This is a genomic window from Mesorhizobium sp. M6A.T.Cr.TU.017.01.1.1 (assembly GCF_004023115.1).
Taxonomy (GTDB): Bacteria; Pseudomonadota; Alphaproteobacteria; order Rhizobiales; family Rhizobiaceae; genus Mesorhizobium; species Mesorhizobium mediterraneum.
Genome location: NZ_RZTA01000003.1, coordinates 78,832 through 93,132 on the forward strand (window position 1 = coordinate 78,832; position 14,301 = coordinate 93,132).

General features: G+C 63.8%; 12 protein-coding genes. 4 read left to right on the forward strand and 8 right to left on the reverse strand.

Annotation, left to right across the window (positions count from 1 at the left end; genetic code table 11):
• Positions 1–7: 7 nt before the first annotated feature.
• Positions 8–3,094: an efflux RND transporter permease subunit gene (locus EOB36_RS01785; protein WP_128284143.1), complete on the reverse strand. Its 3,087-nt coding sequence runs from the start codon at positions 3,092–3,094 to the stop codon at positions 8–10.
• A complete protein-coding gene (locus EOB36_RS01790; RefSeq protein WP_128284163.1) occupies positions 3,094–4,356 on the reverse strand; it encodes an efflux RND transporter periplasmic adaptor subunit in 1,263 nt (420 codons plus the stop codon). The genes EOB36_RS01785 and EOB36_RS01790 overlap by 1 nt, the downstream gene beginning before the upstream one ends.
• A 145-nt stretch (positions 4,357–4,501) precedes the next feature.
• On the opposite strand from EOB36_RS01790, the gene EOB36_RS01795 reads away from it, so the two are divergent.
• The 3 genes from EOB36_RS01795 to EOB36_RS01805 all read left to right on the forward strand — a co-directional run bounded on the left by EOB36_RS01795 (position 4,502) and on the right by EOB36_RS01805 (position 7,059).
• A complete protein-coding gene (locus EOB36_RS01795; protein ID WP_095487096.1) occupies positions 4,502–5,038 on the forward strand; it encodes a TetR/AcrR family transcriptional regulator in 537 nt (178 codons plus the stop codon).
• Positions 5,039–5,045: 7 nt separating this feature from the next.
• On the forward strand, positions 5,046–5,864 hold the full coding sequence (locus tag EOB36_RS01800; protein WP_245467557.1) for a 3-hydroxybutyrate dehydrogenase: 819 nt from the start codon (positions 5,046–5,048) through the stop codon (positions 5,862–5,864).
• Positions 5,865–5,985: 121 nt separating this feature from the next.
• Complete coding sequence (locus EOB36_RS01805) at positions 5,986–7,059, forward strand: ABC transporter ATP-binding protein (protein ID WP_128284144.1); 1,074 nt, start codon at positions 5,986–5,988, stop codon at positions 7,057–7,059.
• Between the two features lie 6 nt (positions 7,060–7,065).
• Here the strand turns inward: EOB36_RS01805 and EOB36_RS01810 are convergent, their stop codons facing one another.
• Together EOB36_RS01810 and EOB36_RS01815 are read right to left on the reverse strand one after the other, a co-directional pair.
• Positions 7,066–8,667: an iron ABC transporter permease gene (locus EOB36_RS01810; protein ID WP_245467562.1), complete on the reverse strand. Its 1,602-nt coding sequence runs from the start codon at positions 8,665–8,667 to the stop codon at positions 7,066–7,068.
• A 153-nt stretch (positions 8,668–8,820) separates the two neighbouring features.
• Positions 8,821–9,795 (reverse strand): ABC transporter substrate-binding protein, encoded by a 975-nt coding sequence (locus EOB36_RS01815; protein ID WP_095487092.1) that lies wholly within the window; start codon positions 9,793–9,795, stop codon positions 8,821–8,823.
• Positions 9,796–10,006: 211 nt separating this feature from the next.
• Here EOB36_RS01815 and EOB36_RS01820 point away from each other — a divergent pair, with 211 nt between their 5' ends.
• Positions 10,007–10,282 (forward strand): hypothetical protein, encoded by a 276-nt coding sequence (locus EOB36_RS01820; protein ID WP_095487090.1) that lies wholly within the window; start codon positions 10,007–10,009, stop codon positions 10,280–10,282.
• Positions 10,283–10,292: 10 nt separating this feature from the next.
• On the opposite strand, the gene EOB36_RS01825 is transcribed toward EOB36_RS01820, so the two are convergent.
• From EOB36_RS01825 to EOB36_RS01840, 4 genes are read right to left on the reverse strand one after another with little or no spacing between them, the layout of a single operon-like run.
• Positions 10,293–11,378: a Gfo/Idh/MocA family oxidoreductase gene (locus EOB36_RS01825; protein ID WP_095487088.1), complete on the reverse strand. Its 1,086-nt coding sequence runs from the start codon at positions 11,376–11,378 to the stop codon at positions 10,293–10,295.
• 56 nt (positions 11,379–11,434) lie between these two features.
• Positions 11,435–12,199, reverse strand: a complete 765-nt coding sequence (locus tag EOB36_RS01830; RefSeq protein WP_095487086.1) for an ATP-binding cassette domain-containing protein — start codon at positions 12,197–12,199, stop codon at positions 11,435–11,437.
• Positions 12,196–13,197 carry an ABC transporter permease gene (locus EOB36_RS01835; protein WP_095487084.1) on the reverse strand — a complete coding sequence of 334 codons (1,002 nt, stop codon included), beginning with the start codon at positions 13,195–13,197 and terminating at the stop codon, positions 12,196–12,198. Before EOB36_RS01835 ends, EOB36_RS01830 begins: the two co-directional genes overlap by 4 nt.
• Positions 13,194–14,183 carry a substrate-binding domain-containing protein gene (locus EOB36_RS01840; protein WP_126104658.1) on the reverse strand — a complete coding sequence of 330 codons (990 nt, stop codon included), beginning with the start codon at positions 14,181–14,183 and terminating at the stop codon, positions 13,194–13,196. The genes EOB36_RS01835 and EOB36_RS01840 overlap by 4 nt, the downstream gene beginning before the upstream one ends.
• Positions 14,184–14,301 lie beyond the last annotated feature (118 nt).

Sequence of the window (14,301 nt, forward strand, 5' to 3'; positions counted from 1 at the left end):
TCGTCAATCAATCAATCGGCACCGGCATCAGCTTCGGATCCGGCTTCTCGGCATGATGCGGCAGGTCCTTGCTGGCGATGAAGGTGTAGAACATCGGCACCACGAACAGGGTGAACATGGTTCCCACCAGAATGCCGGTGAAGATCACCAGGCCCATCGAGTAGCGTGCCGCAGCGCCCGCGCCGCTGGAGATGATCAGCGGCACCACGCCGAGCGCCATCGCCGCCGTCGTCATCAGGATCGGCCGCAGCCGCACCTTGGCCGAGGCGATGATGGCATCGCGGCGCCGCATCCCGTGGTGCTCGCGCTGCTGGTTGGCGAACTCGACCAGAAGAATGCCGTGCTTGGTGATCAGGCCGATCAACGTGATCAGGCCGACCTGCGTGTAAATGTTGAGCGTTCCCAGCCCCAGATTGAGCGGCACGATCGCGCCGAAGATCGACAGCGGCACCGACATCATGATGATCAACGGATCGCGGAAGCTTTCGAACTGCGCCGCCAGCACCAGATAGATGACGAGAACGGCTGCCGCGAAGGCGATGATGATCGTGTAGCCCTGTTCCTTCTCCTGCCGCGACTGGCCGGTATAGTCGATGAAGAACGTGTCGGGCAGGCTTTCCCTGGCGATATCCTCGATGGTCTTCAACCCGTCGCCGGTGGTGACGGTGGGCAATGGCAGAGCGGAAATCGTGGCGGAGTTCAACTGGTTGAACTGCTCGATCACGGCCGGCGAGGCATTGGTCGAGATCTTCACCACCGCCGAGAGCGGCACCATCTCGCCCGACGCGCTGCGCACGAAATACTCGGCCAGCTTTTCAGGGTTGTCGCGGAATTTCTGCGGCACTTGCGGGATGATGTCGTAGCTGTTGGATTCGCGGTCGAATTGCGCCACTTCGGCGCCACCGACCAAGAGGGTCAGTGTCCGGCCGATGTCGGCGATCGGCAGGTTGAGCGCCGCAGCGCGGTCGCGGTCGATCGTCACCGTCACTTGCGGCGCGTCGAAGGTCATCGAGTTCTGCACGACCATGAAGCGGCCGGAGGCCTGCGCCTTGTTCTTGATGTCCTCTGCCGCCTCGTAGACCTGGGAGGCCTCGCCGGTCGAGCGCACCACCATCGTGATCGGCAGGCCGCCGCCCGAGCCTGGCAGCGTCGGCGGGGCGAAGACGAAAGCTTCGACGCCCGCCACCTTGCTGAGGCGACCCGTGATGTCTTCTTGGAGTTCCTTCGAGCTGCGCGTGCGGTCGGCCCAGTCCTTGAACGCAAAGCCGACGAAAGCGGTGTTCGTCTGGCCGCCGCCGAAGGCGACCGCCGAGAACCGTGCCCGCGTCTCAGGCAGGTCATCGACCAGGCCAAGTATCTGATTGACGTAGCTCTCGGTATAGTCCGACGTCGCGTAGCGCGGCGCGGTCACCAGCGAAAGCAGGAAGCCCTGGTCTTCTTCCGGCGCCAGTTCGCTCGCGGTCCTGGTGAACATGAAGCCGGTCGTGGCGACCAGTGCGATGACGATCATCAGCGTCACCGGGCGATATTTCAATGAGCCGCTGACCAGCCGCTCATAGATGTTTTCGACGCGCCCGAACGTGTTGTCGACAACGCGCTGGAAGCGGCTGTGCGAGCCTGTCCTCAGGATGCGTGCCGACATCATCGGCGTGATGGTGAGCGCGACGACACCCGAAAGCACCACCGAGCCGGCAAGCGTCACCGCAAATTCGCGAAACAGTGCGCCGGTCAGGCCGCCGGTGAAGGCCAGCGGCGCGAACACGGCGGCTAGCGTTATCGTCATGGCGACGACGGCGGACGAGATCTCCCGCATGCCGTTGAAGGCGGCCTGCATCGGCGACAAACCGTCTTCCTCCATATGGCGGTGAATGTTTTCCACCACCACGATGGCATCGTCGACGACGAGGCCGATCGCCAGCACCATAGCCAGCAACGACAAAAGGTTGATCGAATAGCCCAACGAAAACAGCAGGAAGCAGACGCCGATCAGCGACAGCGGAATGGTCACGATAGGCATCAACACCGAGCGGAACGAGCCGAGGAAGAGCAGGATGACGACGATGACGATGATGACCGCCTCGCCGATGGTCTTGAACACCTCCTCGATCGACGCGCTGATCTGCTCGGTCGAATCGTAGACGATCTCGATCGTCATGCCGAGCGGCAGCGTCTCCTGGATGGTCGGCACAATTTCGTGGATCGCCTCCGCTGTCGTCAGCGGATTGGCGGCCGGCGTCGGAAAGATGGCGAGGAAGATGCCGGGCTTGCCGTTGAAGCTGACCCTGGTGTCGGTGTTCGCCGCGGCGAGCTCGACGCGCGCGACGTCGCGCAGTCTCACAACATTGCCGTTGTTGGAGCGGAGCGGAAGGGCGGCGAAAGCCTCCGGCGTCTGCAGCGTCGAGCGGACGGTGATCGAGGAAGCCACATACTCGTTTTCGGTATTGCCGGGCGCGGAGAGGAAATTCGATTCGTTGATGGCGGTCAGCACTTCCGCCGCCGTCACGCCGCGCGCCGCCAGTTTGATCGGGTCGATCCAGACGCGCATCGAATATTCGGCGGCCCCGAAGATCTGCACGTCGGCAACGCCCTCGACCGTCGACATGCGCGGCCGCACGACTCGCTCGATATATTCGGTGAGCTGTTCCGGCGTCATGTTCGGATTCTGCATCGAGATATACATCATCGCGAACTGCTCGCCGGTGCCCTTGACGATCACCGGGTCTTCGGCCTCGTCCGGCAGCTCGCCGCGCACGCCTTGTACCTTCGACAAGACTTCGTTCAGCGCGATGTCGGGGTTGGAGCCGAGTTTCATCTGCACCGTCACGGTGCTGGAGGACGGCCGGCTCGCCGACGTGACATAATCGATGTTTTCAGTCGAAGCGACGGCACGGGCGATCGGCGCGGAAATGAACCCTTGGATCAAGTCGGCGCTGGCGCCGGGATAGGCCGTGGTGATGGTGATGGCCGTTTCTTCAACTTCCGGATACTGCCGGATCGAAAGGTTGAAGATGCCCTGGAAACCCAGAAGCAGGATCATCAAGGCGAGCACGGTCGAAAGGACCGGACGGCGGATGAAGAGGTCGGAAAAGCTCATTACTGGGTTGCCTGCTGGTTTGCCGGCTTGGTCGGGTCGATCGTGTTGTCGACGGCAACGGACATGCCGTTGGAGAGCCGGTTCTGGCCGGCGGTAACGACTTCGTCGCCGGGCTGGATGCCTTCCAGGATCTCAACCAGGCCGGCGTTGCGGCGGCCGGGCTTAACGAACACCTGGGCAAGCACGAGCTGCGGCTTCTGTTCTTCCGCTTTCGGTTCGGCCGCGGTAGCAGCCGGTTTTTCCTCCGGTTTTGCCGCGGATGCTTCGGCGGGCTTCGCGGTGTCCGTGGCGGGCTTTTCTTCCGGCTTCGCAGCAGCAGGGGCCGCGCCACTGGCTGCGGCCGGCTTCGCCGGACGCACCACAAAGACAAAGTCACCGTACAGGCTGGACGTCAGCGCGGTCTGCGGCACCGTCAGCACGTTGTTTTCCTCGGGCAATTCGACGCGCACCTGCACGAACTGGCCAGGGGTCAGCTTGCCTTCGGGGTTAGCGACCTCGGCCCTGACCGTCACCAGCCGGCTGGTCGGGTCGATCTTCGGGTCGATACCGCGGATGGTGCCGGCGAACGGCAGCTCGCCGTCGCCAATGCCCAGCCGCAGCTTCTGGTCGATCTTCAGTAGCGGGAGCTGCTGTTCGGGAATCGAGAAATCGGCCCGCATCGTCTCCAGGTCCTGCAGTGTCACTACGGAAGTGCCGGGTGAGAGATACTGGCCGAGATCGATCCTGGGAATACCGACCGTGCCGCCGAAGGGCGCTGTCAGCAGCTTCTGATCGAGCACCGCCTGCAGCCTGTTGACCTGCGAAGCGGAAGCCGATGCAGTTGCCCGCGCCGTGTCGAGCGTCGATTCCGAGCCGACACCGCGTTTCTGCAATTCAAGGGCGCGTGTCAACGCCGTCTGGTCGAGCGCTGCTTGCGCCTTCGTCGCATCGAGATCGGCGCGCTCGGCGGCATCGTCGAGCTGAAGGAGAACCGCGTTGGCTTCAACCTTCTGATTGGCGTGAAATAGGATGTCCTTGACGATGCCGGCGGTTTCGACGGTCAGGTCGACGCCGCGTACCGCGCTTACCGTGCCGATCGCTTCGACGCCCGGCGTCCAGCTGGTCGGCTTGACGATTGTCGTCGACACCGTCGCGGCCGGCGGCTTCATCGTGGCGAAGAATTGCTGGATCGCATTGTCGCGGAACAAATTGAAGCCGACGATGCCGCCGCACACCAGCACGAGCAGAATGAAGGCGATGATGAAGCGCTTGATCACGAACAGTCCCCTTGGCCATGGCCCGGCATAACGGTCGGATGACCGAAACACATACCTGTGACTGGTCCCGATTTCAAATGACGGCGATCTTACTGTACCGTCTGGACGGTCTTGTCAATTCCGCATAGGCTAATGTATGGGGAGGCGATTGATGAAAGCCCGCAGAGCAAATTCGCGTGAGAAGATTCTCGCCGCCGCCGCCGATGTGGCACGCGAGACAGGGCCCGGCAGCCTGTCGCTGGACGCCGTCGCCAGCCGTGCCGGCGTGTCGAAAGGCGGCTTGCTGTACAATTTCCCGACCAAGGCGAAACTGATGCAGGCGCTGGTGGAGGATTACCTGCGCGCCTTCGAGCAGGCGCTGGAGTCCGCCCGCACGGCCGGCGTCATCGGCGAAAGCCCGCTTGCGACTTACATCAAGCTTTCAGCCGAACATGCCGAGGAGTCGAAACCGTCGGCTTCCTGGATATTTTCGGCGATCGCCGAGGATCCCGATTTCCTGACACCGATAAAATCGTTCAGGCGGCAGGTTTTCGAGCGGCTCAAGGGAGAGACGCCGGACCTCAAGGCGCTGCTGGTCTGCTATCTCGCCATCGAAGGGCTTCGCAGCATGAACCTCTTCGATTCGGACGTCCTTTCACGGGACGAACGTCGATTGCTGGTATCGTCCTTGCTGGAGATTGCGGGATAGATCGAGGATGCCATCAGAGCCGTCCGGCCAGCGGTTTCTCGTCCGATGCGGTCCAGCGCAGCCTTTTCGGCCTATCCAAAACCGGTGCGCACCCTCGGGTCAAATCGATAGCAGCGCTTTTGAGCGCGCCAACGCCACCATCAACGGCCTGGGCGAAGCAGCTGCCATCGAGCGGGAGCGCGCCGGCATCGAAGCGGATTTCGGCGTCAAATGCCGTTACTCCGGCGCCAACATGATGGATGGGGCAGCGGTGAGCGCCATGGTGCGCGAGGCCGAAGAGACCTTCGGCAGTCTCGACATCCTGGTCAACAATGCCGGCATCCAGCATGTCGCGCCGATCGAGGAATTCCCGGACGACAAATGGGAAGCCATCATCCGCATCAATTTGCTCGCCGCCTTCTATGCAATCAAGGCGGTGCTGCCCGGTATGAAGGCGCACAAATGGGGCCGCATCATCAACACTGCGTCGGCGCACGCGCTGGTCGCCTCGCCGTTCAAGTCCGCCTATGTGTCGGCCAAGCACGGCATAGCGGGCCTGACCAAGACAGTGGCGCTGGAGGCGGCACTTGACGGCGTCACCGTCAATGCGATCGCGCCCGGCTACGTCTGGACGCCGCTGGTCGAAAAGCAGATTCCCGACACAATGAAGGCGCGCGGCATGACCGAGGAAGAGGTTAAGCGCGACGTGCTCCTCGCCGCCCAGCCGACCAAGGAGTTCGTCACCGTGGACGAGCTTTCCGCACTGGCGTTGTTCCTATGCTCGGATGCGGCAAAGCAGATCACCGGCACAACCTTGCCGATTGATGGCGGCCGGACGGCGCAGTAAGCACCGGCGCCATTGCCGCAGCCATCATTGTCACGGCCGGATTTCCAACGTATGCCGACGCCATGCCGCACCGGTTGCGTGAACAATCGGCGGGACACAATGATATGCCGATTGGTGAAGCATGAGCGAAATCAAGGTGGAGCGTCTCACCAAGCGGTTCAACGAAACCGCAGCGCTTGACGCCGTTTCGCTGGACTTCGCGGCGGGCTCGTTCACCGCGCTGCTCGGCCCCTCCGGGTGCGGCAAGACCACGATGCTGAGACTGATCGCCGGCTTCGAGGCGCCCAGCCAAGGCCGCGTGCTGTTTGGCGACGAATTGATGGCCGATCCGCAGCGGCAGGTGCCGCCGGAAGCGCGCGGCGTTGGTGTCGTCTTCCAGTCCTATGCGCTTTGGCCGCATATGGATGTCGCCGAAAACGTCGCCTATCCGCTGAAAGCCCGGCACGTCAAACGGGGCGAGATCGCTGGCCGTGTCGGCGCGGTTCTCGATATCGTGGGACTCAATGGGTTTGAAAGCCGCCGCATCGAGGAACTGTCCGGCGGCCAGCGCCAGCGCGTGGCGCTGGCGCGCTGCCTCGTTGCCGACGCCAAAATTATCTTGTTCGACGAACCGCTCGCCAATCTCGATATGCATTTGCGCTCGTCGATGGTCGACGCCTTTCGCGACATCCATCGCCGCACCGGCGCCACCATCGTCTATGTCACCCACGACCAGGCCGAGGCCCTGGCGCTGGCCGACCGCGTTGCCATTATGAGCCGAGGCAAGGTGCTGCAGGCGGCGGCGCCGCAGGAGGTCTATCGCGCCCCGGCCAATGCCACGGTTGCCGGCATCGTTGGGCGCGGTTCCATCGTTGGGGGGACAGTCATCGATCATGCCGAAGAAACCGCGACGGTCGACATAGCCGGGCATCGCCTCGTGGCGCGAAGTGCCGGGACATCGGCAGGGCCGGTGAAAATCCTGCTGCGACCGGAAGCGCTGCGGATTTCACCTGAGGGCATGCCGGCGACGGTGCTCGACAGCGTCTATCGCGGTCCGGTGCATGAGGTGCGGCTGGCCTTGCCGATGCCAGGGCGAGGGCCAGGACCAGGACCAGGACCAGGACAGGAATTGCTGATCGACAGCACCGAGGCAGTGGCAGTCGGCCAGAGCGTGAATGTCGCCGTCTCGGACGCCTGGATTATTCCAGGCGCCTAACGCTGCTTACCGCCAGGGCAAGACGCCTGCCGGAAGCCGCCGGCCGAACCGGTCGAGCACAAGCAGCAGGACGACGACAACGGCAATCGTGGAAACGGCGATCGCGGCGGCCTGCGTTCCCAAGCCTGCTTCCTCGAGGCTGAACAGCACCACGCCGAGCGTCTCATTGCCGCTCGACCAGAGCAAGGCCGAGACCGTCAGCTCGTTGAAGGCGCTCATGAAGACGAGCAGCCCGCCTGCCACTGCCGCGGGTGCGGCGAGCGGCGCGGTTATCGTTGCAAGCCGCCGCAGGGACCCGGCTCCCGACACCGCCGCCGCCTCGTCGAGATCGCGTGAAATCTGCCCGACCGCGGTAGCCACCGGTTTCAAGGCGAGCGTGAAAAACCGCATCGCGTAGGCGACCACGATGATCGAGGCCGTTGCATAGAGGCTGCCGACCAGCGGCAGCGGGCGCAGGAACAGGAGGATGCAGGCAATAGCAAGCACGACGCCGGGGACCGCATAGGGAAGGTCGACGATGCCGCTGAGGAGACGCTGCCAGCGCCGGCCGAGCCGTTCGAGCACGGCGGTCACCGGAATGACGCCGATGGCGAGGATCAGTGCCGCAGCACCGGCAAAAAGAAGGGAATTGCGGAAGGCGCGAACGGTCGAAGCCTGGCGGACAAGAACCTCGGCATAGTTGGACGCGGTCAACGTTTGCCAGCTAAGCGGGACACCGAAGGACGGCACGAGCGACGTCGCCAGCAGCGCGCAAGCCGGAAGCACGAGGATGAAGCCGATCGCCAGCCAACCGAGACCGGCCAGCAGCAGGCGGCAGCGCCCGAGCTCGAAACGCGCCGGCGTGCCTGAAGTAAAGCGGTGAGCGGCGCCGCGCAGAGCCAGCGACTGGCAAGTGACACCGGCCAGCGCCAGCACGCCGACCAGCACCGACAGCGCGGTGATCTGCGGCAAGACGCCAGGTCCAAAACTCGACAGGTCCTGATAGATCAGCGTCGGCAACGTCAGATAGTTGACCGGCATTCCAAGCAGGGCCGGGATACCGAAATTGCCGACGCCGGAAACGAAGGCGAGTGCCGCCGCAGCCACGATATAAGGACGCACGATTGGCAGGACGATGGTTCGCAGCACGAAGAGCGGCCTGGCGCCGGAGGCCCTGGCTGCTTCGACGAGATCGCGAGGAATCTGCGAAAGCCCCGCCCGCAACGTGATGAAGACGATCGGCGCGTGCTGGACGGCGTAAAGCAGGATGATGCCATTGCGGCCGAGCATCGGATTGGGTGTGCCCGGTGGCGGCGCCATGCCGACCATGCCGAGAAGCGTGCTGGACGGGCCAAACAGATGCAGCCACGACAAAGCGGTCACCTGCGGCGCGATCATCAGCGGCAGCAAAAGCAGGAAACCAAGGGGCTTTCGCCCGGGCAGGTCGGTCATGGTGATGGCGATGGCGACGGGGCCACCGAGGCAGACCGCCAGCACGGCGCCGAAAAAGGCAGTATCCAGCGTATGCCACGTCGCCCGTAAGGCGGCGGGCTTGGCCAGGCGTTCGGCGAATGCGCCGAAATCGAGCTCACCGCCCGGCGCAACGGCCGCGACGAGGAGCCTGACCATCGGCAGCAGACTGAGCAGGGCGATGACCAGCAGAACGGCGAGCGCCGACGCGCGAAACCCCGATGTGGTCCGCACCCCGGGCCCGCGCCGTGCCGGCACGGACTGCCCGGGGAGGATATACTGCGCGGACGATACCACTGGCGGCTGGACTCGCTACTGGCTCATCACGGCGCCGAACTTTTCCTTGTTGGCGGCGTCGTTGGCGAGCGCGGCGGCCGCATCGTAGCGCAGCACCTTGATCGACGAGCGATCGGGATAGCCGGCCGGCAAGGCAATATCGGCGCGCGCCGGAATGTAGCCCATCTTCGCGGCGGCTTGCTGTCCGTCCTTGGACAGCAGGAAATCGACGAAGGCCTTGGCCGCCTCGGTGTTCTTGGCCGTGGACAGTATGGCGACAGGCTCGGTGACGGCCGAGACGCCTTCCCTCGGGAATACGAACTCGACGGGCGCGCCCTTGGCCCTTTCGCGGATGGGCATGTAGTCGACAATCATGCCGAACAGCTTGTCGCCGCCGCTGACGGCCTTCAGCACGTCGCCATTGCCGCCGCTTGCCTGGGCGCCGTTCTTGGCGAGCGCGTTGTAATAATCCCAGCCTTCCGGCAGGTTTCCGGTCAGCGTCACGGTGTGGATCATCGCCGCACCCGAGGTCAGCGGGCTGGGCATCGCGACAAGGCCCTTCGCCTCCGGCCTGGTGAGGTCTTCCCAGCTCGCCGGCACGAAGGGCGCCTTGGTGTTGTAGACAATGCCGGTGGTGATCAGCTTGGTCGAGAAATAGGTCTTGTCCTTGTCGTAGAGGGTGGCGTCGATGCCGGAGACATCGGCCTCGGGATAGGCGAGCAGCCTTCCTTCCTTCTTCAGCCCTTCCATGGTCACAACGTCGGCGATCAGAAGCACGTCCGCCTGCGGCTGGCCGGCTTCGATCTCAGCACGCAGCTTGGCCAGGATCTTCGGTGTTCCATCGCGCACCCATTCGACCTTGACTGCGGGGTATTTCGCCATGAAGGCATCGACAGTCTGCTGAGCGTCGGTGTTGGGCTGGCTGGTATAGAGGACCAGCGTGCCGTCGGCAGCTGAAGCGCCTGCGATGGCGGATGCCAAAAACATGGCGGCGAGAATGATCTTGCGCATGGAAAACCCCACTTCGTGTGAAGAGACGGATCCGGCTGAGCGCCGGATGCGAGAACGCTCTCCCTAGCGCCGCAGGATAAACCTATTGTGACAGGCGGGGATCGGCAAGGATGGCAGGTTTTTCGTCGCCTCGGACGATCCGGGGAACTTTTGCTCGGCTGGCGATTTTGGATGTATGGTGAGACGCTGAACGGCCAGAAGGTGATTGCCGATGACGACAAGACGCTTTGCGATCCGCGTGCTCGCTCTCGCGATAGGCTGTAGCCTATCCGCTTCCGCCTTCGCGGGCGACAAGCACCGCGACCACCGGGTTCAATCCGAACGCTACGTTCCCGCCGAAGACGATATCATCGACATCCTGTTTGGCGGCCCGCGCTACTATGACCAGCAGTTGGTCACCACGGCCGCAGGAGCCTGCTCCTACCACCGGATCGGACCCGACGCGAATGCGCTAAACAAGATCAACGATCACCATTGCGGGAAGTAGGCGCGGGCACTCAGCGCCCGCCAGCCTCCTTCATCCGCGCGATGATCTCGGCCATCAGCGCCAGGTCGCGGCGCGAATCCGCCAGGTCCGTCAATGGCCTGGTGCCATCTGAGATGTGGCGGTGGAAAGTCTCCAGCTCGTTGGAGAAGGCGTCGCCATAGAGCGGCCCGAAGGTCCGCGTGACCGGGCCGAGCGGTCCGGCTTCCGTCACTTCGAGCCGTGTCGGCAGGCTGCGGATATAGGGCGTGTCGTAGACGATGCGGATGCGTTTGGTGTTCGAGCGCACCTCGATCATGGCATCGAACAGGCCGAGATCGTCGACCACCGCGTCATACTGGCAGGCGAAATGGCCGTAGTCGAAGGTCACTGAGGTGTTGGCGCCGCCATTGGTCCGGTGCGCGGCGAGCACGCGAACCGGTTCGCCGATGAGCCCGCGCATCGCTGAGATGTGGTGCGACGACAGCGCGGTCAGGCCGCGATAGGCGCGCACGAGATCGGCCGGCGCATCGGCACCTACGACTTCGCGGATCAGCGTGTCGCGCTCCCTGGCGCCGCGTGCCAGTAGCGCCGAGTCGATATCGCTGGGATAGAGGATGTTCTGGCTCTTCTTCAGGAAATGCCGGCCTTCGGAGATCAGGTCGAAGATGCGCACATGAGTGATGTCGGCGAAGGCGGGTAGTTCGTCCCTGGCAGCCAGATAGGCAGGTGCATAGCGGCGCATGTAGCCGACGAAGATCGTCTTGGCGTAATTCGTCGTCAGCACCAGCAGTTCGTCGATCTCGCGCACCGTCAGACAAGCGGGTTTTTCCAGAAGGACGTGCTTGTCGGCTGCTACGGCAGCTCGGACGAAACGGCTGTGGGTGTCATCTGATGACAGAACAAAAACTGCGTCGATGTCGGGCGAATTGATCAGCGCTTCTGCCGTTTCGAAGGCCTTGGCGGTTGGGTATTCGGATGTGCACAGCGCCACCAGGCTCGGCGAGACGTCATGGACGCCCGCTATCACCCAGCGATCGCGCTGGTCGGCCAGCACCGGCAGATGGATCGACTGCGCGACCTCGCCAAGACCCACAAGTCCGACACGGATTATCGCCACTCGCAAACTCCCTTTGTATCGTTCAATTCGTAACGAGATGGCCGGATGGGTTGCCTCTACGCCGCGCCGGTGACAAGTGCGACGAGTTCGTTGCCGGTGGTCTCGGACGATCGGACCGTTGCCACCATCCGTCCCGCCCGCATCACCCAGATCTGGTCGGACAGGCGCCGCACCTGATCAAAATTATGGCTGACCAGAATGACGCTGACGGCCTGTTCGCGCAGCCGCCGGATCAGGGCTTCGACATTGGCCGTCTCCTGCACGCCGAGCGCTGCCGTCGGTTCGTCCATCACCACCACCTTGGCGCCTGAACCCGCGGCGCGGCAGATTGAGATCGCCTGTCGCTGTCCGCCCGACAGGCGCCGCACGCGCTGGCTGACCGAAGGCATGTTGATCGACAGGCGTGACAGCATGGCGCGCGCCTGTTGTTTCATGGCTTTGCGGTCGAGCAGGGCAAAGGGGCCGATCCGGCGCACGATCTCGCGGTTGAGGAACAGGTTCTGCGCCACGGTCAATTCGTCGATCAGCGCCAGGTTCTGGTGCACCGTCTCGATGCCGGCCTTGCGCGCCTCGTCGGGGTTGGCGAAGGGACGCGGCTGGCCGTCGAAGAAGATTTCGCCGCCATCCGGCACATGCACGCCGACCAGACAGCGTATTAGCGTCGACTTGCCGGCGCCATTGTCGCCGATGACAGCGGTGACCTCGCCGCGGCGGGCCTGGAACGCGACGTCGGTGAAGGCGCGAATGCTGCCGAAATGCTTGCTCAGCCCTTGGCAGGCGAGGATCGCCTCGGATGGCGGGATATGATGGACCGCGCTCATTTCTGGTACCGCATGATCAGAGCGGCCAGCACCACGATGGCGCCCACGGCGAGCGGCTGGTAGAACGCCGAAACGCTGAGCAGGGTCAGTCCGTTGACCAACGCGGTGAGCATCAGCGCGCCGATCGCCGGCCCAAGAATGCTGGCGCGGCCGCCGAACAGGCTGACTCCGCCGAGCACCACCGCCGCCACCGAATTCAGGAGAAGGCTGGTGTTGATCTGCGGTTCGGCCGAGCCGATGCGCGCCACCAGGAGCAGTGCGGCGATGCCGGCGCAGAAGCCTGAAATCGTATAGGCGGCGATCTTGACCCGGTTGGTGCGGATGCCGAGCGCGCCGGCGCTTTCGACCTGGCCGCCGGTCGCCAGCAGATGCACGCCGAAGCGGGTGTGGTAGAGCGCTATATGCGCCACGATGACGGCTGCGATCGCCACCCAGACGGGATAGCCGAACGGCCCTAAGGAACCCGAAGCCAGCCGCAGCAGGAAGGTCGAGCCGACCATTATCGGCTCGCCGCCTGACAGGATTAGGCCGAGGCCGGTGACGCCCGAAAGCGTGCCGAGCGTCACCACGAAGTCGGGTATTTTCCCGGCTGTGATGAGCACGCCGTTCAGGAAACCGACCGCGCTGGTGGCGGCGACAGCCAGCGCGCAGGCGAGGAAGATGCCATAACCCGCGGCGTCGACGAGGCCGAGGATGATGGCGCCCAGCATAACCGCGGCAGCCAGCGAGAGATCGATGCCGGCGGTCGCCACGACGAAGGTCTGGCCGATCGACAGCACGACCAGGATCGCCGCCGCTAGCAGCAGGGCCTGCAGATTGGCGATGCTGAGAAAGACCGGCTGGGCGATGCCGAAGACGATGACGAGGCCGACAAGGCCGACGACCGATGCCCAGTCGGCCCAGAAGGAAGGATCCAGGAGGAGAGCCGACAGGGAGGGGCGGCTCTCCTCCGCCGCGCCCGCGGTATGCACGGGCGCGTTTTGTTCAGGAGTGCTCACTTCAACATCTCGCGGAAGGGATCGGGATAGTCGCCGCCCGGGCGCGGGAAGTTCTTCAGCGAGGCTTCGGCATTGTCTTTGTTGATCAGCAAGACCGGCGCCGGCACGTTGGCGGGCAGTTCCTTGCCCAAGGCCGCCGCCTTACAGGCCTCCACGCCCATGGCGCCGACGACATAGGGATACTGGGCGACGGTGGCGGAGAGTTCGCCGGCCGCGACCGATTTCAGCGCATCGACGATGCCGTCAAGGCCGATCACCTTGACGTCCTTGCCCGAGGTCTGGACGGCGCGCTGGACGCCGAGCGCCATGATGTCGTTGGCGGCGAAGAAACCGGCGAGATCGGGATGCGCGGCCAGGATATCGGTGGCCGCGGTCAGCGCCTTCTCGCGGTCCCAGTCGGCGCTGACCATCACCACGACTTCGAGCTTGCCTTCGACGGCCTGCTTGAAGCCCTTGATGCGGGCGTTGCTGCCGACATCGCCGACGATGCCGGCCACCAGCGCGACCTTGGAGCCCGCAGGAACCAGCTTCAGCATCTCCTCGCCTGCCAATACGCCGGCGGCAACGTTGTCGGTGCCGATATAGGTTGAGATGGTGAAGCCGGCGGCCTTGGCCTGCTCGGCGTCGATGGTGCTGTCGATGTTGATGATCGGCTTGTTCTTCTGGGCGACAGGGACCAGTGCCTGGACGAGGTTGCTGACACTGATCGGATTGACCAGATAGCAATCGAAATCCTGCATGGCCATGGCGGTCAGCCGATCGGCCTGCCCGGTGGCGTCGCCCATATTGGCGGCTGCCTGGATAGTGACGGCCACGTTGTCGGCCTTGGCCTGCTCTTCGATGCCCCGGTGCATGTACTGGAAGAAGGGATTGTCGAGACCTTTGACGATAGCGGCGACCTTCGCCGCGTCTTCGGCTTGGGCGGGCATGGAAATAACGGTTGCAAACAGACCTGCGCCAAGCGTCAGGCAATTGAACATGCGCATGCTCTTCCTCCTCCTAATTGTTGGTTGTGTCGCAATCGAACCGTTGTACGGCTAACGGAGTGCCTGTGCCGGCGAGGGCCAGCCCGGCGCTTGCGATGACAAGCTGCCGACCGATCAG